Here is a 20,855-nt window from a genome sequence, read left to right on the forward strand (position 1 = left end):
AACTAAACACCCCACCGCAGCCTGGGGCCCGACCCTTACAGCCGCCTAAACCTAAACACCACTCGGCAAGCCCTACCCTCCCAACCTAAACACCACCAACCACGCACGGGTCAGGCCCCGGTCTTAAGCCTCCCACCCCCAACCTTACTCCCCCACCACCAACCCAAAAACCTAATTTCCCAACCCCGCCACCAAGCCAAAGCGCCCCAAGCGCTTCGCTACCCCAATCCAACCTTCCCCCGCCTCTCCAAACCTCCCCCAACACCACCAACCTACCTCCCCAACTCCTCCAACTAAACACCCCACCGCAGCCTGGGGCCCGACCCTTACAGCCGCCTAAACCTAAACACCACTCGGCAAGCCCTACCCTCCCAACCTAAACACCACCAACCACGCAAGGGTCAGGCCCCGGTCTTAAGCCTCCCACCCCAAACCTAACTCCCCCACCACCATCCCAAAAACCTAATTACCCAACCCCTCCTCCAAGCCTAAGCGCCCCAAGCGCTTCGCGACACACAACCAACCTTCCCCCGCCTCTCCAAACCTCCGAAAACACCACCAACCTCGCAAGGGTCAGGCCCCGGTCTTAAGCCTCCCACCCCAAACCTTACTCCCCCACCACCAACCCAAAAACCTAATTACCCAACCCCTCCTCCAAGCCAAAGCGCCCCAAGCGCTTCGCTACTCAAAACCAACCTTCCCCCGCCTCTCCAAACCTCCTAAAACACCACCAACCTACCTCCCCAACTCCTCCAACTAAACACCCCACCGCTGCCTGGGGCCTGACCCTTCACCCACACAAACCTAAACACCACTCGACACGCCCTACCCTCCCAACCTAAAAACCACCAACCACCCAAGGGTCAGGCCCCGGTCTTAAGCCTCCCACCCCAAACCTAACTCCCCCACCACCAACCTCAAAAAAACCCACAAAAAAAAACAGCCCCCAAAAGAAGCTGTTCTCCAATGTTCCACGTGAAACTATTCCGCTTCACTTCGAACCAATATCTTTTTAATTTTCCTCGTAAATTCCTTCCGCGGCATCATAACAGAATGCTGACACCCTTCGCACTTTATCCTAATATCCATTCCCATTCGAACAACTTTCCAACGATTCGTTCCACATGGATGTGCTTTCTTCATTTCAACTACATCATTTAAACCAAATATTTTATCATTCAACTATAAGACCCCCATCTGTTTAATTATTTATCTATAGATAAGGAATTTAATGGACCAATTTCCTAACAAATTTAATGACCTTTTTCTGTCGCAGGCTCGCGATTATAGAGCACAAGGCGTGGGAAAGGAATCTCAATTCCGTGTTCATCTAAGTGGACTTTCACTTCTTTCCTTATTTTGCGAGCAATATGCCAGTGTTTCATCGGCAGCGTTTCACATATAATGCGTAAAACTACTTCAGAATTACCAAGGGTTTGCACTCCCAATAATTCCGGAGGTTGGACAATTTCTTCATATTTTAATGGTAATTCCACTAGAAGTGCTTGAATAACCCGCTCCGCTTCCTCAATTTCACCTTCATAAGCAATACTTACATCCACGATTGCAATACTATTATGAATGGAAAAGTTTGTTACTTCTACAATACTGCCATTAGGTAGGATATGCAATTCCCCTGTCCAACTTTTAATCTTGGTTGTCCGTAATCCAATTTCCTCAACCACACCTTCAAATGTACCAGTTCTTATATAATCACCCACCGAAAATTGATCCTCGAAAATAATGAAAAAGCCAGTAATAATATCACGCACAAGATTCTGCGCGCCAAAACCCACAGCCAATCCTACAATACCTGCACCAGCAAGCAATGCCCTTACATCAATATGTACAATATCTAATACCATAATAAAGGCCATAAAGTAGATAACATAGGAAATGATGTTTTCCATTAATTTTACTAAGGTTGTCTCACGCCTGATTGAAACTTGAATAGGACCTTTTGCTCTAAGTTTAACGAAGTTCCTAATAAGCGTTTTCCCAAACCTTATAATTAACCCTGAAACTAGGATGATTACAATAATTTTTAGGAACCCTTCCCCAATGCTCAACCAAAGTTCCTCATTTGTTAAGGACTCATTTAGTCTACTGATAATGCGATTGATCCAATTCATTCGTCCTTCAACCTTTACTAAATAGTTTATTTCCTTGCCTTTATACCTTTATTTTACATAGTTCTATCATAACCATCAATAACGTTTTTCACTAACTTACTCATATGTACCTACCAACTTTCTCTGTTGGTAATAGGGTAGAGTAAAATACAAACGAGAAGATAAAGATTGATTAAGCCAAATAATGGGTAAAGTATTGCTACAAGAACAGAAAAACCAAATGCTGTGAAGGGTACCATACACGCTAGCATGATAATACATATTCCCCAAAGCGGGAGTGGAAAGCTTTCTCTAAATCTAGTTACAAGACCAAGTAGCCCAGAGGCGGCAGTGGTATAAATGGCAACCCACAGAAGAAGTGTCATGATGAATATCATGTAATAAGGGTAGCTTTGCACTATTGCAAAAAGAGGAATTTCAAAAAATTCAAGTTTACTTTGAACAATAAGCAGCGTTTGGTTGTAAAAAAGAGAAATTCCTCCTAAAATCACACCACTTCCAATACTTGCAATGAGTACTTCACCTCTAGTTTTGACTTCCTTCCCTATAACGGAGAGTACAGCAACTAGTGGCAAGACATTAAGTGCAGTAAAAGTGAAAGCTGCAGGCCAATTGCTTTGATTCTTATTTGTAAAAGAAAAAGCAAAAGGTTCCGAGGAAATCGTACGAAATAGAACAAAAGCCAAAACAAGAATGATGACGGGAATTATTACAACATTGACTGTAATCATTCCTTTTACATCATAGATAAACAAACTAATAAGTAAAAGGCATATAATTGCAATCCCTGCCCAATAGGGAATAAAAAATACCTTTAAAGCCTCTCCTGCCCCAGCTAACATAACAATAGTGGTCGTGAATAAATAAACGACAATGATTACATTATAAAGTTTCGATATTTTTGGTCCAACTAATTTTTCTAAAACCGGCAGAAAGTGTTCCGATTGTACATTGCGGCTAATTCTCAATACTACATAGCAGGCAATAGTAAAGAAAATAGTGAATAATAAAATAGCTAGTCCGCTTTCTGCGCCAAAAAATTCCCATAGTTCACGCCCAGATGCATATCCTGCACCAATTACAGTACCTAAAATTAAAAACATCCAACGAAATCCACTTTTCCACATTACATTTTACCTCCCACCATCAATAAACCGCAAAGTGCACGTATAGTTTCCAATAAATAGTCGTATACTGTTACTACTATTAAGAAGGAGTGGAACCTATGAATCTTAAATCTAATTTTTTCGAGAAGAAAGGAGGCAATATTCGTATTGCTCATGATGAAGTAAATGCATCTAAAGAGATTGCTATTACTTTAAAATCCAACCTTCCTTCTAGCTCGGTACTTCGTCCAATCGTATTTATTTGTATCGGTACCGACCGTTCCACTGGAGATTCATTCGGTCCACTTGTAGGAACAAAATTAGAAGAATTTAAACTTCATTCTATTCATGTATATGGTACTTTGGACGACCCTATTCATGCAGTTAACTTAGAAGATAAATTAGCAGAGATTCATTCACAGCATTTTAACCCATATATAATTGCCATTGATGCATGCTTAGGTAGATTGAAAAGTGTTGGACAGCTAACTGTAGGAGACGGGCCAGTTATGCCAGGGGCTGGAGTGAAAAAGGATCTTCCACCGGTTGGAGATATTCATATTACAGGAATCGTCAATGTAAGTGGTTTTATGGAGTTTTTTGTTTTACAAAATACTAGACTTAGTCTTGTGATGAAAATGGCGAAGGTAGTAGCAAGGGCTATTCAGGATCTCGATCTCTCCTTAGAACGCAAAAGCTTTCTAGCTGATACAGCCAAAAAAAGTATAGAAACCCCTCCCGCGCATCTTCAAGAATAATTATTAGTTTGTAGTGATTTTTAAAGTTTGTTTTCGCTTTGTTGTTGATTCATGTTTTTTCAGCAACGAATTTTTAAAAAAGCCAAACAAAAAAGGACTGATATGAATAGCAGCCCTTTCTATCTACTTAAAAATATAAATACTGAACTAGAACAAGTGAGGCCGCCACAAGCAAACCTGGCAAAAGGTTCGCAACTCTAATGGATGTAAGACCGAGAATATTAAGACCAATCGCCATAATCATGACTCCACCTGTAGCTGTTATTTCAAAAATAAAAAGTTCCAATAATTCTTCAGGTACAAATAAATTAATTTGTGTCGCAAATAGTGCAATGACACCTTGATATAGCATCACGGGAATCGCAGAAAAAAGCACACCAATTCCAAGAGTGGAAGCCAACACGATACTAGTAAAACCATCAATAATTGACTTAGTATAGAGAACTTGATGATCACCTCTAAGTCCACTGTCCAATGAGCCAACAACAGCCATGGCACCAATGACAAAGATTAAAGTCGCAGTAACAAAACCTTTTGAAACGGACCCATGCTGACCGGTTCCCACTTTCTTTTCAATCCACAAACCTATTTGATTGAGCTTTTTATCCAAGTCAACCCATTCTCCAATCACTGCTCCAAGAACTAAGCTGATGATGACAATTAGAAATTCATTGCTCTGAAATCCCATTTGAGTACCAAGCAAAAATACAGCTAACCCAATCACTTTCATGACCGTTTCCTTTGTTTTTTCCGGTATTCGGGTAAAGAGTCTTCCTAATAGTGTACCAGCAATAATACATATTCCATTAACAATGGTCCCTAATAAAACCATAGCATTATCCCCATTTCATTTTTCTTTCTTACTAATTACAAAAACAATTCTAACTTTGATTCAACCATTAGGATAAAAAAAGCAAACCATCTAAACCTTGAGATGGTTTGCTTTTTTTCATTCAGATTGAGCCAATAGCTCTAATAATCGATTTAGATCATCATCTGAAAAGAATTCAATTTCTATCTTCCCTTTATTCTTGGAACGTTTAATAAAAACCGAAGTTCCAAATTTATCGCGTAGATGGGATTCCTGATCTTTTAGAAATATATCGGTTTCGCCAGTTACCTTTTTTGTTTCACGTGGAACATTCTCATTTATTTGTTGTATTAACTGTTCTAATTGGCGTACATTTAAATGCTCATCTACCACTTTATCAATCAAAGCTTTAAGCTTTTCTTTCTTCTTTAACCCTAGAAGAGCACGACCATGCCCCATGGATAGTTTTCCTTCATTCATTAGCTCTTGCACATAATTAGGAAGCGTAAGTAAGCGCACATGGTTTGCAATATGTGGTCTGCTTTTTCCTAGCCTACTTGCGAGCTGTTCTTGGGTAAGATCGAGCTTTGCCATTAAAGACTGGTAAGCTGCTGCCTCTTCTATCGGTGTCAAATCCTCGCGTTGTAAATTTTCCAGTAACGCTAATTCCATCATTTGCTTTTCGGATAATTCTCGAATAACCACCGGAACTTTTGTTAACTTTGCTTCTTTAGCTGCACGGAATCTGCGTTCACCTACCACAATTTCAAAGCCTTTAATGCTTTTACGGACAATAATGGGCTGAAGAATTCCATGTTGAAGAATGGATTCCTTTAATTCCTGAATTGCCTCTTTTTCAAAAATCTTACGAGGCTGATATGGATTAGGACGGACGTCCTTTATATCAATTTCTTGTACGGTCTCTTCTTTGGAAGCTTCAATGGAAGGAAATAAAGCGTTTATGCCTTTACCTAATCCTTTACCCATGCGTTACCACTTCCTTTGCTAAATCTAAGTATACTTCAGCCCCACGTGATTTAGGATCATAAATAATAATTGGTTCTCCATGACTTGGCGCTTCACTTAACCGAACATTCCGGGGAATAATCGTGCGATACACTTTGTCTTGGAAATATTTCTTTACTTCCTCAATCACTTGAATACCCAAATTTGTTCTAGCATCAAGCATCGTTAAAAGAACACCATCTATCATCAATTCTGTATTCAAGTGTTTTTGTACTAGGCGTACAGTATTTAATAACTGACTTAATCCTTCTAGCGCATAATATTCACATTGTACAGGTATGATAACAGCATCGGACGCTGTTAAAGCATTAATGGTTAACAATCCCAAAGATGGAGGACAATCTATGATTATGTAATCATACAGATGTTTCACATCATCTAACGCTCTTTTTAAACGAACTTCTCTCGAGATAGTTGGTACTAACTCTATTTCCGCTCCCGCTAATTGAATGGTAGCTGGAATTATAGAAAGATTTTCTACTTTAGTAGGAAGAATTGCTCTTTTTGCTTCAACATCCTCTACTAAAATATCATAAATACATTGATCGACCTCTGCTTTAGCAATACCAACTCCACTTGTTGCGTTTCCTTGTGGATCAACATCGACCAGCAGCACTTTTTTACCAATATAGGCTAAACAAGCTCCTAAATTTACAGATGTTGTTGTTTTGCCTACGCCGCCTTTTTGGTTAGCAATAGCAATAATCCTGCCCATGCTGTCACCTGCCTTCAGAAAAAAACATACTTTTGTTATTCTCACTTATTTTATCATGAATTTACAGAAAGTTAACTTGTTTTTGATAATAATATTGTATGAAGTCTTTTTAGATGAATAATTATGGTAATTGTATAGATGAGAGGGACTCTGACTCGGGAAATTTGATAAAAATGAGGTTGTTTCGCTGAAAGGAAGAGATAAAATTAGGGCCGGCACGTCTACTAAATGTGATAGGTATCTATTACTCTAGGTAGCGATTAGATTCATATCCTAGTAGTTCAGAGAGAAGCCGAGCCCTCTATTGTTTAGTGCTACTTATTTTTTTGGAATGCGGATGGTAAATTGGTAATATTCCTCTGTTTCTTCTTCTTGTGAATCTAGTTTGATTCCGCTATCATTCACCATGGTTAAAGATTGTCGAATAGTATTCATGGCTATTCGCATATCCTTGCTGAATGCTTTACGTTTTGGTTTAGGTTTAGCAACTGACTGTTCCAGCAATCTAACTACGCGTTCTTCTGTTTGCTTAACGTTCAACTGTTTTTCTAATATTTCCTCAAGGATCGCGATCTGCTTTTCAGGCTGTTTTAACGAAATAAGTGCACGGGCATGCCGCTCCGTAATCTTCTTTTGAAGCAGTGCGTCTTGTATTTCCGAAGGCAATTTTAACAAACGAAGCTTGTTTGCTACGGTAGATTGACCCTTCCCTAACCGTTGTGCCAATGCTTCTTGAGTTAGATTATGAAGTTCCAACAATTTAGAATACGCAATCGCTTCTTCAATAGCAGATAACTCTTCCCGCTGTAAATTTTCAATTAGTGCAACAGAAGCTGTTTCTGCATCATTAAAATCCTTTACAATGGCTGGGATCGTATCCCATCCAAGCTTTTGGACCGCTCTCCAGCGTCGTTCTCCTGCTATTATTTCGTATTTTCCTTCATCAAATTGACGAACTACAATCGGTTGAATAATGCCATGAGTTCGAATGGTTAAGGATAATTCTTCTATTCTTTCGTCGACAAATACGGTACGAGGCTGATATCTATTCGGAACAATGTCCTTAACCGGTATTTGATTTATTTCTTCATGATTTGCCTTTTCTACGCTTGTCTTTTCTACTAAGCCCTGTTCTTCTTTTTCGCCAATTCCAAAAAATCGAGAGAACGGAGATTTCATAGTTCCACCACCTTATGGATAGAATCCCTTACACTAAATTCGCTATCATCCTACTTAATTCCTTCTCACCCTTTAAAAATGTTCCACATGAAACATTCATTATTCGTATAAGTTTACTATTTTTCTATAGTTTTGATTGGTCATGGTACCAATACTGAAAATCTAGAATTCTGGATATTCTAGATGGATAAGCTTCAGGATTCATTTTCCTGGCTTATAACTAAAGATGCTTCTTCTCATCTATTCTTCACGGTATAACTTTCCCCTATAAAAAGTCTATACCCTTAAAATTAGTTTGAATTCTAACTAATCGCTCTTCTTTCCGGGCCAGGTACTCGCTTTCCGTGGGGTTGTGTGGGAGCCACCTCTGGATTTATCATTCATTCTAGAGGTGATTTATTAGGTGTTCCAGGTTTACGTGGGTATTTCTTGGGTGTTGTATTTATCTTTTTTATAATTAAGATATTTCTTTCACTTTCTTCTAAAGGAAGCTGAAATGAATGAATCTTTTCTAATTTTCCACCTAAAATACGCAAAGCTTTTTTACCTTTTTCTACTTCCTCTTTTGCAGCAGCAGCTTTCATTGGAATAAAATAGCCACCTTCTTTTACAAGAGGGATGCATAGTTCACTCAAAACAGATAACCTGGCAACTGCTCTAGCGGTTACTAACTCGAACTTTTCACGATAATCGGGATTGTTCCCAAATGTCTCTGCACGATCATGAACAAAGTTTACTTCTTTAAGTTCTAATACCTTTGCCAGCTCTTGCAAAAAGGTAATACGCTTATTTAACGAGTCTACAATTGTTACTTTTAATTCAGGAAAACAAATTTTCAAGGGGATGCTTGGGAACCCAGCTCCCGCTCCAACATCACAGAGTGTTTGTCCTTTATTAAAGTCAACATAAAAGGCAGCAGTAATGGAATCATAAAAATGCTTTAAGTATACTTCTTTTTCCTCTGTAATCGCAGTAAGATTCATTTTCTCGTTCCATTCTACCAACATTTTGTAATATGTATCAAATTGAGAAAGCTGTAAAGGAGTAAGGGTAATCCCCTTCTCCTCTAACAGTTGGATGAATTGCTCTTTATTCATATGCTTGTATCCTTTCTGAACATTGTTTTCGTATAGATTGTTGTTTTCCGTTCCCAAATACAACAACTCCGGATATTACTGATATTCCGGGTTTATTCATTAGAGACTTTTGCTATACGGCCCTGTTCCAGGTATACAAGTAAAATGGAGACATCAGCCGGGTTTACTCCTGAAATTCGAGAAGCTTGAGCTACCGATAGAGGGCAAACTTCCTTCAATTTTTGACGTGCTTCATTCGCTAATCCATGAATGGCATCATAATCAATGTTTTCAGGAATCTTCTTATTCTCCATCTTTTTCAAGCGATCCACTTGTTGCAAGGATTTTTGGATATATCCTTCATACTTTACCTGGATCTCCACTTGCTCAGCCACATCCGGTCCTAATTCTTTTTCTGCAGGAACGAGTGCATGAATGTGTTCATAATTCATTTCCGGACGTTTTAAAAGGTCTGCTGCTCTTATTCCATCCTTTAATTCTGTACCACCTGCACTTCTGATGGTTTCCTGGACATGGGCAGTTGGTTTAATTATTATCGACTGAAGCCGTTCTTTCTCAGCTTCAATTTCAGCCTTTTTCACTGTGAACCCTTCATAACGTTCTGAAGAAATCAATCCAATTTTATGGCCAATTTCTGTTAACCGAAGATCTGCATTATCATGTCGCAGCAATAATCGATATTCTGCTCGTGATGTTAACAGACGATAAGGTTCATTGGTACCCTTTGTAACAAGGTCATCAATTAATACACCAATATACGCCTCAGAACGACTTAAAATAAGATCATCCTGACCGGTCGCGCGTCTGCCTGCATTTATTCCTGCCATGATTCCTTGTCCGGCGGCTTCTTCATACCCAGAAGTACCATTAATTTGCCCAGCAGTATAAAGGTTTTGTACTTTTTTTGTTTCAAGAGTCGGCCATAGCTGCGTAGGAACAATCGCATCGTACTCAATCGCATACCCAGCTCTCATCATTTGAACATTTTCAAGGCCAGGAATAGTAGAAAGGATTCTGCGTTGAACCTCTTCAGGTAAGCTTGTTGAAAGGCCTTGCACATATACTTCCTGCGTATTTCTTCCTTCAGGTTCCAAAAATATTTGATGACGTGGTTTATCATTAAAACGAACCACTTTGTCTTCAATGGAAGGACAATATCTTGGACCTGTTCCTTTAATCACACCAGAATACATCGGAGACCGGTGGAGATTTTCGTCAATTAGAGTATGTGTCTCTGTGCTAGTATACGTTAACCAGCATGGAAGCTGATCTGTAATATACTCTGTTGTCTCGTATGAAAAAGCACGTGGAACCTCGTCCCCAGGCTGAATTTCTGTTTTACTATAATCAATAGAAGCACTGTTAACACGTGGTGGTGTACCAGTTTTGAACCTTACTAAATCAAAACCTAATTCCTCCAAGTGTTCAGAAAGCTTGATGGATGGTTGCTGATTATTCGGACCACTTAAATATTGAACGTCCCCCATTATTATTTTTCCTCTAAGGAACGTTCCGGTTGTAATAACAACAGCTTTGGAATCATAGATTGCACCTGTTTGGGTAATAACCCCCTTACACACTCCATCTTCCACGATTAATTTTTCGACCATACCTTGTAGTAAAGTAATATTCGGTTCATTTTCAATCGTTTTTTTCATTTCATGCTGATAAAGGAATTTGTCCGCTTGTGCTCGTAAAGCTCTTACAGCTGGTCCCTTCCCAGTGTTCAGCATTCGCATTTGGATATGGGTTTTATCGATATTTTTCCCCATTTCTCCTCCTAATGCGTCTATTTCACGAACTACAATCCCCTTTGCTGGGCCGCCTACAGACGGATTACATGGCATAAATGCAACCATATCAAGATTGATGGTGACCATAAGTGTCTTTGCACCTAGACGGGCTGAGGCTAGACCAGCCTCGACTCCGGCATGACCAGCACCGATTACTATAACATCATAGGAACCTGCATGATATTTCATGTTCGTTCCCTCCTCTTCTATTTACCTAAACAAAATTGTGAAAACAACTGATCAATTAAGCTTTCATGGACCGCATCCCCAATAATTTCACCGAGTAATTCCCATGTTCTTGTTAAATCTATTTGCACGATATCTATAGGCACTCCACTTTTCACGCCTTCAATCGCTTCTTCTAAAGCCTGCTGTGCTTGCGTTAATAAGCCAATATGCCTTGAGTTTGAAACATAAGTTAAATCCCCTGCTTCTAAATTTCCTTGGAAAAACATCGAGGAAATGGCCTCTTCTAATTGATCTACCCCTTCGTCCTCTTTTAAAGAAGTGGTAATAACGGAGTGATCCCTTGCTAACGCTTGTACTTTTTCCAGATTTATTTTATTTTCTAAATCTGTTTTGTTGACGATTACTATAACATCCATTCCATCTACCGCGTGAAAGAGTTTTTCATCCTCCACGGACAAGACTTCATTATAATTAAGAACAAGAAGGATTAAATCTGCCTTTTTAAGCACTTCACGGGAACGTTCTACACCGATTCTCTCAACAATATCTTCCGTTTCCCTTATACCCGCTGTGTCGACTAGCTTCAATGGGACTCCTCGGACGTTTACGTATTCTTCAATAACATCCCGAGTTGTACCTGGTACATCCGTCACAATTGCTTTATTCTCATGTACGAGGCTATTAAGTAATGAGGACTTTCCTACGTTCGGTCTTCCGATAATAACTGTAGATAGTCCCTCTCTTAGTATTTTACCCTGTTGAGAGGTTTGTAACAGTTTTTCAAGCTCTTCTTTTACATAGGAAGCTTTATCCAATAAAAGCTGATGCGTCATTTCTTCGACATCATCATATTCTGGATAATCAATGTTCACTTCGACGTGTGCCAAAGTTTCTAATATTTCCTGTCGTAGCTTTTGAATCAGCTTAGATAATCGCCCTTCCATTTGTCCAAGGGCCACATTCATCGCACGATCTGTTTTAGCTCGAATCAGATCCATGACAGCTTCTGCTTGAGATAAATCGATTCTGCCATTAAGAAATGCCCGCTTAGTAAATTCACCTGGTTCGGCTAATCTTGCCCCCCTGCTTAATACTAGCTGAAGCAGTTTATTGACTGAAACCAACCCGCCATGACAGTTAATCTCTATAACATCTTCTCGTGTAAAAGTTTTCGGTCCTCTCATAACCGATACCATTACCTCTTCTACCGTTTGATCTGTTCTTGGATCGATGATATGCCCGTAGTGAATGGTATGAGATGCTACATCACTCATTTTTTTTGCCGATGCACTAACAAATATCTCATCGATAATGCGGAATGCTTCCTCTCCACTCAAACGAACGATAGCGATAGCTCCCTCCCCCATTGGAGTAGATATTGCTGCAATAGTATCTACCTCATACATATCATTCACCTCATTTCTACTTAATCTATGTTAAAAATATTTTTTTCGTCTTGTTTGTTATTTTGCGAATAACTAATTAAGGTTAGCACAAATTATTTCAATTTTAAAGTCTTCCTGCTCGACAGTTATCCACAAATATTGCCCGTACTTGTCTATGCTTATTATTAATTTTAACTTATCCACATGTGAATAACAACAATCAGAGATTTTTATAGCGCTATAGGGTGCTGAGGGCTCGCATGTAAGATTAGCTTTTCCTTTTAACTCCCTGTTTCTTTCCTTTTCAGGTGATCGCTTTCCGCGGGGCGGTGCGGGAGCCTCCTCGGCTGCGCCTGCGGGGTCTCCCGTCTACCGCTACCTCCCGCTGGAGTCGATCACCTTCCACTTCATTACACAGGGGAGTGCACTTTTTATGTCTGGTGACTTCTTTCCATTGCATATTGAAGTTTTCACTTTATGGGGTAGCCTGAAAATAAGTAGGGTTGTTTTAAATCCCTGTTCCTTTCCGTTCCAGGTGATCGCTTTCCGCGGGGCGGTGCGGGAGCCTCCTCGGCTGCGCCTGTGGGGTCTCCCGTCTACCGCTACCTCCCGCAGGAGTCGATCACCTTCCACTTCATTACACAGGGGGAAGCACTTTATATATGGTGACGTTATATAAATTCCTATTGGGGGGAAGTCTTTACATTAAGCGCTGCACTAAAAAAAAGAGTACCATTTGATCCTTGGTGCTCCCAGCTGTGGATCGGAACGAAAGGCGGAGACTCCTGCGGGAGATAGTGCTTTGGGGAGACCCCGCAGGCGTTTAGCCGAGGAGACTCCCCAAGCGCCCCGCGGACGCGTAGCTTTTCGTGGAGAGGGACAGCGGTGTTCAAAGAGACCTTAAAAAGTTCCTTTTACAAGTGGAGGCATNGAGACCCCGCAGGCGTTTAGCCGAGGAGACTCCCCAAGCGCCCCGCGGACGCGTAGCTTTTCGTGGAGAGGGACAGCGGTGTTCAAAGAGACCTTAAAAAGTTCCTTTTACAAGTGGAGGCATCCAACCCCTCAAAAAATAAAAAAATAAAAAAAAACTGGCTTCCTATTATGGAAGTCAGCTTGATTGCGATAGGTTTTTATTGCTTTACCCTTTTCGGAGTAATAACCAACGAACGGTTAGGCTCTTTGCCAACAGAATACGTTTCAACTTCAGAGTAGCGGGAGATGATCGCATGCATTACTTTTCGTTCAAAAGATGGCATCGGCTCTAAGTGCACATCCTGTTTTGTTTTTAATGCCTTCTGTGCGAGTCTCTCCGCTAAATGTTCCAATGTTTCTCGTCTCTTTTGCCGATAACCTTCTGCATCAATAACAACGGAAAGATACTGATTGGAATATCGATTAGCGACAATTTGTGTTAAATATTGCAGGGAATTCAGAGTTTGTCCTCTTTTACCGATAATCAGGGCGGTTTTCTCCCCTTCAATCGAAATAGAAATATTTCTTCCTTCTACTTTTGTTGTTAATTCCGCGACAATATTCATATCTTTTAGCACTTTTTTCAGGAAATTCGTTGATTCTTCGATGGGATCATATTTTAACTTTACGGATACAATGCTTGGTTTGGCCCCGAACAGTCCGAATAATCCTTTCTTGCCTTCTTCAACGATGGTGATTTCTGCACGGTCTCTTGATGTTTTTAGTTGAGTTAAAGCAGATTGGACAGCTTCCTCGACTGATGGACCAGTTGCAGTTATTTCTTTCACTTTTTCGTTCCCCCTGCAGTTCCAGCAGCTGCGGTTTTTCTCAGCTCCGGTCCTTTAATAAAGTACGTTTGAACAATCATGAAGATATTACCTACCACCCAGTATAGTGAAAGAGCTGCTGGGAAGTTAATCGCAAAAACAACGATCATGATTGGCATAATCCAAAGCATCATGGCCATTTGAGGATTATTCTCCATTCCTGCCATCATAATCTTCTGCTGAATGAATGTCGTAATACCAGCAACAACTGGTAAGATAAAGAATTGATCTGGTTCTCCCAAGTCAAACCATAGGAAATTATGCTCTGCAATTTCACGGGTACGCGTTATTGCATGGAAAAATCCGATTAGAATTGGCATCTGTACCAATAGTGGGAAACAACCTGCCAATGGATTAACTCCATGTTTTTGGAATAAACCCATTGTTTCTTGCTGTAGCTTTTGCTGTGTTTTTTGATCTTTGGAGCTATATTTTTCACGAAGTGCTTTCATTTCTGGTTGTAACGCTTGCATCGCCTTCGTGTTCTTTGTTTGCTTGATCATCAAAGGCAAGATAGCAAATCGAATTAACAAAGTTACAATAATAATCGATAGTCCGTAATCATTATTTAATAGTGTTGCAAAATAAGTGATGAGCCATGATAACGGATATACTACGTACTCATTCCAAAAGCCTTCGCTCTCATTAGTAATAGGCTCATTTATTTCCATACAACCTGTCAGCAAGACTACTAAACCAACAAGGCCCATTAGTAGCCATATTCGTTTTTTCAACCTCTTTTTCCTCCTTTATACACAAAAAAAATAATTCCTATTACATCCTACCATTTTTAATCGAATAATAGAATAAATGTCAAGACTATGACAAACTTTTTATTGCTGCATCTATTTTTTATTCGTTAGTACCGGAAGTTTTCTAAGTACATGCTGTAAACTTTTTTGAACTTCTTCATATGTCATATCTGAAGTGGGCTTTCTGGCGATTATTACAATATCCACTTCTTGAGAAAGTTGTTCTTTCATTTCAAGTAATGCCTGTCTAATTAGACGCTTTATTCGATTTCTTACTACAGCATTTCCTATTTTCTTACTAACTGACAAACCAATTCTGAAATAAGGTTGTCCCTTTTTTTCCAAGGCGTATACTACAAATTGCCGATTAGCCATCGATTTGCCTTTTTGAAACACATGTTGAAACTCTTTGCTTTTTTTTATTCTTTGTTCTTTTTTCATCATGTGTTCCCCCTGTCAAAGCCGCTTCTGATTCATCCCCATTTCCATTCTTTCTAAATTGAGGGGAAATCATAACTAAATTTTAAAAGTTTCTATCAGTATTAAATGATAAAAGGTAAGTTTCTTGTTTGTAGCCCCAGGACGAAAAGTGCGTTTTCTAAGAAGGTTGCACTTTAAACAGTAAAGGCAAAGCTATTTGCGCTAGACACAAATCAAACTATAAAAGTTTGCACTAACTTAAACAGTAAAAAAAAGACCACTGACATTCAGTGGCCTTATGCTGATAATACTTTTCTTCCTTTACGACGACGGCGTGCAAGAACTCTACGTCCGTTAGCAGTACTCATACGCTCACGGAAACCGTGTACTTTACTACGTTTACGTTTATTTGGTTGAAACGTTCTTTTCATTACTATGACACCTCCCTGAGGATTACTTCTAATAATAGAAAAACAATGTTTTCCTTCATATAATCTAAGGCTATTTAGGTTGTTTTTCTTTTTTGTTGGAAAGTCTTGCTTTCCTATAATATAAATTCTTAACAGACAGTCTTATTAATTATAGAGAATACATCATCGAAATGTCAACTTCCCATTAGTTAGTATAAATTCCATCGACGCTGAAAGCAACCTTTTCTTTTAAATAGACAAAAACTAACAACTTTTTATGAGCTCTAGTTTTAGCAGTCATAGATGTTCTAAACAATCAGTTGGATCTAAAGTCAGTGGAATATTGATTAAAGTTAATAGAAGAATTCTCTTCCATTCAAAAAAAAAATTATAATTCTTGTACACTGTTGATAACTTTTTTCGAGTTTTTTCGTCATCCACAACAGTTATCGACAAGGTTTACACAGTATATAGTGTTGTGGAAAACTTTCCTCCACAAGATGTGTCGATTGTGGATAATATCAAAAATACATTGCAACATAAGCTTTTTTTTGATATTATATTTGTGTTTTCACTCTTAATAATTATTAACACAAAAATACTTGTCCACAGATTGTGGATAAGGTGTGGATAGTTATTCATTGTTGTGTGTAACTAATTGTCCACAGACCACTATTTATGTCGAAAACTATTTTTCTACTATATTATATGTTATGCACAGTATACGAATGAATAAACATACATCGGGTGTTTTTCTTGAAAAGGTTTGTTGAACAAAACTTATACAGATGAGCACCTTTATTTATTTTATAAAAAGATAGAAAGGGGGATGAAGGTTGAAAAACATCTCGGATTTATGGCTTAAGGCGTTAAATGAAATTGAAAAAAAGATAAGCAAACCAAGCTTTGAAACCTGGTTGAAATCTACTAAAGCCTACTCTCTTAAAGGAGACAATCTTGTCATAACAGCACCAAATGAATTTGCTCGTGATTGGCTTGAATCTAGATATTCCAATTTAATTGGAGAAACCATTACAGATATAACTGGGGAAGAGCTGACAATCAAATTTATCATTCCTCAAAACCAATCGGATGAGGAAATAGAGATCAAAACTCCTCCAGCTAAGATAAAAAGAGACGATGATCCGATTGAAATACCACAAAACATGTTAAACCCTAAATATACTTTTGATACTTTTGTCATTGGATCTGGAAATAGATTTGCTCATGCTGCATCATTAGCAGTTGCAGAGGCTCCTGCTAAAGCATATAACCCTCTATTTATTTATGGGGGCGTTGGGCTTGGTAAAACTCACTTAATGCATGCCATTGGTCATTATGTAATTGAACATAATCCGGGAGCAAAGGTCGTATACTTGTCCTCCGAAAAATTCACTAATGAATTTATTAATTCCATTAGAGACAACAAAGCAGTTAATTTTCGTAATAAGTATCGTAGCGTAGATGTGCTACTAATCGATGATATTCAATTTCTTGCTGGAAAAGAACAAACACAGGAAGAATTCTTTCATACGTTTAATACTTTGCATGAGGAAAGTAAACAAATTGTTATTTCAAGTGATCGACCACCAAAAGAAATACCAACATTAGAAGACCGCTTACGTTCAAGATTTGAGTGGGGGTTGATTACAGACATTACACCACCTGACTTGGAAACTCGTATTGCCATCTTACGTAAAAAGGCTAAAGCGGAAGGCCTTGATATACCGAACGAAGTGATGTTGTATATTGCAAACCAAATAGATTCCAATATTCGCGAATTAGAAGGGGCGCTTATTAGAGTTGTCGCTTATTCTTCTTTGATCAACAAAGACATAAATGCAGACTTAGCTGCAGAAGCACTAAAGGACATCATTCCAAGTTCAAAGCCAAGAATGGTGACCATCCTTGACATTCAGAAAACAGTCGGGGAGGAATATAACGTAAGACTCGAAGATTTTAAAGCAAAAAAGCGTACTAAATCTGTTGCCTATCCTCGACAAATTGCTATGTACCTATCTCGGGAGCTTACCGATTTCTCTCTTCCTAAAATAGGAGAAGAATTCGGTGGGCGAGATCATACGACCGTAATTCATGCTCATGAGAAGATCTCTAGACTAGTACAAACTGATACATCCTTACAGAAACAAATAAAAGCAATTTCTGAGCAACTAAAAAACTAGACCGAAGAGTTGGACCGTGAATTGTGTGCATAACTTGACTGTAGTTAAGAACAGTTTGTCCACATGTGTATAACTAGAGCCAGAACACAAAAGTTCGGTTATCCACAAATCCACAGGCCCTACTAGTACTTCTACGGTTTTTTTATTAATAAATATATATAAATAGACCTGCAAATTTAGGAGGCTAACGATGAAATTCATTATCCAAAGAGACAAGTTGGTACAAAGTGTTCAAGATGTTTTAAAGGCTGTATCTTCACGTACAACCATTCCAATATTGACTGGAATAAAGATTGTAGCAACAGAAGAAGGTGTAACTCTTACAGGAAGTGATTCTGATATTTCCATTGAATCTTTTATTCCTAGCGAGGAAGACGGCACAGAAAATGTAGAAGTTAAAACATCAGGAAGTGTGGTACTTCAAGCACGTTTTTTCAGTGAAGTTATAAAAAAATTACCGATGGATACAGTGGAGATAGAAGTAAGCAATCAGTTTGTGACGACAATTCGATCCGGCCGATCTGAGTTTAATCTAAATGGATTGGATGCTTCGGAATACCCACATCTTCCACAAATAGAAGAGGATAGCGTATTCCGACTTCCGACAGATCTTCTGAAAAATATTATTCGTCAAACCGTTTTCGCAGTGTCCACCTCAGAAACACGCCCTATCTTGACAGGTGTAAACTGGAAGCTCGAAAATCATGAACTTATCTGTATTGCAACAGATAGTCACCGATTAGCATTAAGAAAAGCGAAGATCGATGCAGAAAATAATTTAGCTTGTAATGTAGTAATCCCAGGAAAAAGCCTAAATGAGCTAAATAAGATACTTGATGATACAAACGAGCAGCTTGATATTGTTATTACTGATAATCAAGTGCTTTTTAAAGCGAAGAATATATTATTTTTCTCTCGCTTGCTTGATGGAAACTATCCTGATACTTCTCGATTGATTCCTTCAGAAAGCAAAACAGATATAACAGTTACGACTAAAGAGTTTTTACAAGCCATTGACCGTGCATCCTTACTTGCACGGGAGGGAAGAAATAATGTGGTCAAGCTTGCTACACTGGAGAATAGTTCACTTGAAATATCCTCAAACTCACCAGAAGTAGGGAAAGTAGTAGAGCAGGTGCAGGGAAATAGCATGGAAGGGGAGGAATTAAAAATCTCTTTTAGTGCAAAATATATGATGGATGCATTAAAAGCTTTAGAAGGTAATGAAATTCTAATTAACTTCACAGGAGCTATGAGACCGTTTTTAATTCGTACCATTCATGATGATTCTATGTTACAGTTAATTCTTCCAGTGAGAACGTATTAAACAAAGCGCAAAATGCGTGAAACAACAATGATTCGGAAAGCTACTAGCGACACAACGCTGTAGCTTTCTTTTCTATATGAACAAGTTTTAGTACAATAAGAGAAAAGCCTTAAGGAAAGTGAGCGAAAAATGATGAAGGAAATTCAAATTTCTACAGAAATAATTACCTTAGGTCAGTTCTTGAAGCTTGCAGATGTCATTCAATCAGGTGGAATGGCGAAATGGTTCTTGCAAGAATATGAAATAAAAGTAAACGGCGAAATCGATTCAAGAAGAGGAAGAAAATTAAGAGATCAAGACGTTGTGGAAATCGAAGGCTTTGGCAGCTTTATCATTGTTCACTCATAAGTTGGTGATAAGTATTGTATATTGAAGAGCTATCTTTAAGAAATTACCGGAATTATCAAAGCTTGGACACAAATTTCGAGAGCGGTGTGAATGTTATATTAGGGGAAAATGCCCAGGGGAAGACAAATGTTATGGAATCCATCTATGTCCTTGCCATGGCTAAATCGCACCGTACCTCAAATGATAAAGATCTTATCAGTTGGGACCAAGAGTATGCTAAAATAGAAGGTAGGATACATAAGAAGAATGGCCCCTTACCATTGCAACTTGTAATATCTAAAAAGGGAAAAAGAGCAAAAAGTAATCATTTAGAACAATCAAAGCTTAGTCAATATATAGGAAACATGAACATTGTAATGTTTGCTCCAGAAGATCTGAACCTTGTAAAAGGCAGTCCTCAGGTAAGAAGACGTTTTTTGGATATGGAGCTTGGGCAGGTTTCCCCAATCTATATGCATGATCTAGCACGCTATCTTAAAGTGTTACAGCAAAGAAACCACTACCTAAAGCAGCTTCAATCAAGAAAACAAAAAGATGAAACAATGCTATTGGTGCTAACGGAACAGTTAGTAGAATCAGCCGCAAAAGTAACGATAAAGCGTCTGGAATTCATACAACTCCTACAAAAATGGGCGCAGCCAATTCATAAAAGTATCAGCAGAGGGTTAGAAGAATTGACTATTATTTATAAACCCTCTGTTGAGCATGTATCAGAAATATCAAATTTGTCGAAAATGATAGAAGCATATAACGAAAAATTTGATAAAATAAAAGATAGAGAAATTGAAAGAGGAATCACTTTATTCGGCCCACATCGTGATGACTTGGTCTTTCAAGTGAACGGAAAAGAAGTACAAACTTTTGGATCCCAAGGACAACAGAGGACCACTGCTCTTTCTTTAAAATTAGCAGAAATCGATCTTATCTATTCGGTAATAGGCGAGTATCCCATTTTACTGCTCGATGATGTGCTATCCGAGTTAGATGATTATAGACAATCCCATTTGTTGAATACAATACAAGGGAAAGTGCAAACCTTTGTAACGACAACAAGTGTTGATGGAATAGACCATAAAACACTAAAACAAGCAGCTACGTATGAGGTAGTCTCCGGTTCGTTAAAGAAATTGAACTGAGGTGAAGTAAGTGTATTTGCATATTGGAGAAGAGATCATGGTAAGAGCGGCTAATATAATTGCTATCTTAGACAGACGGCTTTTGAAGTCGGACTGGCAATCAAACCTGCCACCCTCTGCCGCTAATTCTATAAAAAATATCAGTAAGCACGATGTAAAATCAATCGTTATAACCGATGAGATTATTTATCTTTCTCCATTAGCTTCTACTACGCTAAAAAAAAGAATGGATATTCCCGTTGAGGAATTATCTCTGAAAGTGTAATGATGGGTTTCACAAGTTCGATTG

21 protein-coding genes are annotated in these 20,855 nt (G+C 38.7%); 6 read left to right on the plus strand and 15 right to left on the minus strand.

From position 1 onward, the window contains the following. Positions 1–85: 85 nt before the first annotated feature. From K9B36_RS13605 to K9B36_RS13620, 4 genes are all read right to left on the minus strand, one after another. The gene (locus tag K9B36_RS13605; RefSeq protein WP_223702771.1) at positions 86–268 is read right to left on the minus strand and encodes a hypothetical protein; all 183 of its coding nucleotides are present in this window, start codon (positions 266–268) and stop codon (positions 86–88) included. Positions 269–981: 713 nt separating this feature from the next. Beyond that, positions 982–1,182 (minus strand): DUF951 domain-containing protein, encoded by a 201-nt coding sequence (locus K9B36_RS13610; protein WP_223702772.1) that lies wholly within the window; start codon positions 1,180–1,182, stop codon positions 982–984. Between the two features lie 71 nt (positions 1,183–1,253). Continuing rightward, the gene (locus K9B36_RS13615; protein WP_223702774.1) at positions 1,254–2,132 is read right to left on the minus strand and encodes a mechanosensitive ion channel family protein; all 879 of its coding nucleotides are present in this window, start codon (positions 2,130–2,132) and stop codon (positions 1,254–1,256) included. 110 nt (positions 2,133–2,242) lie between these two features. Further along, positions 2,243–3,259: a YkvI family membrane protein gene (locus K9B36_RS13620; RefSeq protein WP_223702775.1), complete on the minus strand. Its 1,017-nt coding sequence runs from the start codon at positions 3,257–3,259 to the stop codon at positions 2,243–2,245. A 98-nt stretch (positions 3,260–3,357) separates the two neighbouring features. Between K9B36_RS13620 and yyaC the strand changes: the two genes are divergently transcribed. Next, positions 3,358–3,996, plus strand: a complete 639-nt coding sequence (yyaC, locus tag K9B36_RS13625) for a spore protease YyaC (protein WP_223702776.1) — start codon at positions 3,358–3,360, stop codon at positions 3,994–3,996. Positions 3,997–4,123: 127 nt separating this feature from the next. Here yyaC and K9B36_RS13630 read toward each other — a convergent pair whose 3' ends face one another. From K9B36_RS13630 to rpmH, 11 genes are all read right to left on the minus strand, one after another. Beyond that, the gene (locus K9B36_RS13630; protein ID WP_223702777.1) at positions 4,124–4,828 is read right to left on the minus strand and encodes a DUF554 domain-containing protein; all 705 of its coding nucleotides are present in this window, start codon (positions 4,826–4,828) and stop codon (positions 4,124–4,126) included. Between the two features lie 117 nt (positions 4,829–4,945). Further along, positions 4,946–5,794 (minus strand): ParB/RepB/Spo0J family partition protein, encoded by an 849-nt coding sequence (locus K9B36_RS13635; protein ID WP_223702778.1) that lies wholly within the window; start codon positions 5,792–5,794, stop codon positions 4,946–4,948. After that, complete coding sequence (locus tag K9B36_RS13640) at positions 5,787–6,548, minus strand: ParA family protein (protein ID WP_223702779.1); 762 nt, start codon at positions 6,546–6,548, stop codon at positions 5,787–5,789. The genes K9B36_RS13635 and K9B36_RS13640 overlap by 8 nt, the downstream gene beginning before the upstream one ends. A 318-nt stretch (positions 6,549–6,866) precedes the next feature. Continuing rightward, positions 6,867–7,727, minus strand: a complete 861-nt coding sequence (gene noc / locus K9B36_RS13645) for a nucleoid occlusion protein (RefSeq protein ID WP_223702780.1) — start codon at positions 7,725–7,727, stop codon at positions 6,867–6,869. A 380-nt stretch (positions 7,728–8,107) separates the two neighbouring features. Continuing rightward, positions 8,108–8,824, minus strand: coding sequence for a 16S rRNA (guanine(527)-N(7))-methyltransferase RsmG (gene rsmG, locus K9B36_RS13650; protein ID WP_223702782.1), 717 nt, complete (start codon positions 8,822–8,824; stop codon positions 8,108–8,110). Positions 8,825–8,916: 92 nt separating this feature from the next. After that, positions 8,917–10,806 carry a tRNA uridine-5-carboxymethylaminomethyl(34) synthesis enzyme MnmG gene (gene mnmG, locus K9B36_RS13655; protein ID WP_223702783.1) on the minus strand — a complete coding sequence of 630 codons (1,890 nt, stop codon included), beginning with the start codon at positions 10,804–10,806 and terminating at the stop codon, positions 8,917–8,919. A 17-nt stretch (positions 10,807–10,823) separates the two neighbouring features. Further along, entirely contained in the window at positions 10,824–12,212 is a 1,389-nt protein-coding gene (gene mnmE / locus K9B36_RS13660) for a tRNA uridine-5-carboxymethylaminomethyl(34) synthesis GTPase MnmE (protein ID WP_223702785.1), read from the minus strand. Positions 12,213–13,321: 1,109 nt separating this feature from the next. Beyond that, the gene (jag, locus tag K9B36_RS13665) at positions 13,322–13,951 is read right to left on the minus strand and encodes an RNA-binding cell elongation regulator Jag/EloR (protein ID WP_223702786.1); all 630 of its coding nucleotides are present in this window, start codon (positions 13,949–13,951) and stop codon (positions 13,322–13,324) included. Further along, entirely contained in the window at positions 13,948–14,724 is a 777-nt protein-coding gene (spoIIIJ, locus tag K9B36_RS13670) for a YidC family membrane integrase SpoIIIJ (RefSeq protein WP_223702788.1), read from the minus strand. The genes jag and spoIIIJ overlap by 4 nt, the downstream gene beginning before the upstream one ends. Positions 14,725–14,835: 111 nt before the next feature. Beyond that, positions 14,836–15,183 (minus strand): ribonuclease P protein component, encoded by a 348-nt coding sequence (rnpA, locus tag K9B36_RS13675; protein ID WP_223702790.1) that lies wholly within the window; start codon positions 15,181–15,183, stop codon positions 14,836–14,838. Positions 15,184–15,458: 275 nt separating this feature from the next. Next, a complete protein-coding gene (rpmH, locus tag K9B36_RS13680) occupies positions 15,459–15,593 on the minus strand; it encodes a 50S ribosomal protein L34 (RefSeq protein WP_223702791.1) in 135 nt (44 codons plus the stop codon). Positions 15,594–16,408: 815 nt separating this feature from the next. Here rpmH and dnaA point away from each other — a divergent pair. The 5 genes from dnaA (at position 16,409) to remB (ending at position 20,831) form a co-directional block, all read left to right on the plus strand. After that, positions 16,409–17,755: a chromosomal replication initiator protein DnaA gene (dnaA, locus tag K9B36_RS13685; protein WP_223702792.1), complete on the plus strand. Its 1,347-nt coding sequence runs from the start codon at positions 16,409–16,411 to the stop codon at positions 17,753–17,755. A 190-nt stretch (positions 17,756–17,945) separates the two neighbouring features. After that, entirely contained in the window at positions 17,946–19,082 is a 1,137-nt protein-coding gene (gene dnaN, locus K9B36_RS13690) for a DNA polymerase III subunit beta (RefSeq protein WP_223702793.1), read from the plus strand. Positions 19,083–19,211: 129 nt separating this feature from the next. Further along, positions 19,212–19,430: a S4 domain-containing protein YaaA gene (gene yaaA / locus K9B36_RS13695; RefSeq protein ID WP_223702794.1), complete on the plus strand. Its 219-nt coding sequence runs from the start codon at positions 19,212–19,214 to the stop codon at positions 19,428–19,430. A gap of 14 nt (positions 19,431–19,444) precedes the next feature. Next, positions 19,445–20,566 (plus strand): DNA replication/repair protein RecF, encoded by a 1,122-nt coding sequence (recF, locus tag K9B36_RS13700; RefSeq protein ID WP_223702795.1) that lies wholly within the window; start codon positions 19,445–19,447, stop codon positions 20,564–20,566. A 10-nt stretch (positions 20,567–20,576) separates the two neighbouring features. Next, complete coding sequence (gene remB / locus K9B36_RS13705) at positions 20,577–20,831, plus strand: extracellular matrix regulator RemB (RefSeq protein ID WP_223702796.1); 255 nt, start codon at positions 20,577–20,579, stop codon at positions 20,829–20,831. The last annotated feature ends 24 nt before the right edge of the window (positions 20,832–20,855 follow it).

It is taken from the genome of Sutcliffiella deserti (assembly GCF_020037475.1).
Taxonomy (GTDB): domain Bacteria; phylum Bacillota; class Bacilli; order Bacillales; family Bacillaceae_I; genus Sutcliffiella_A; species Sutcliffiella_A deserti.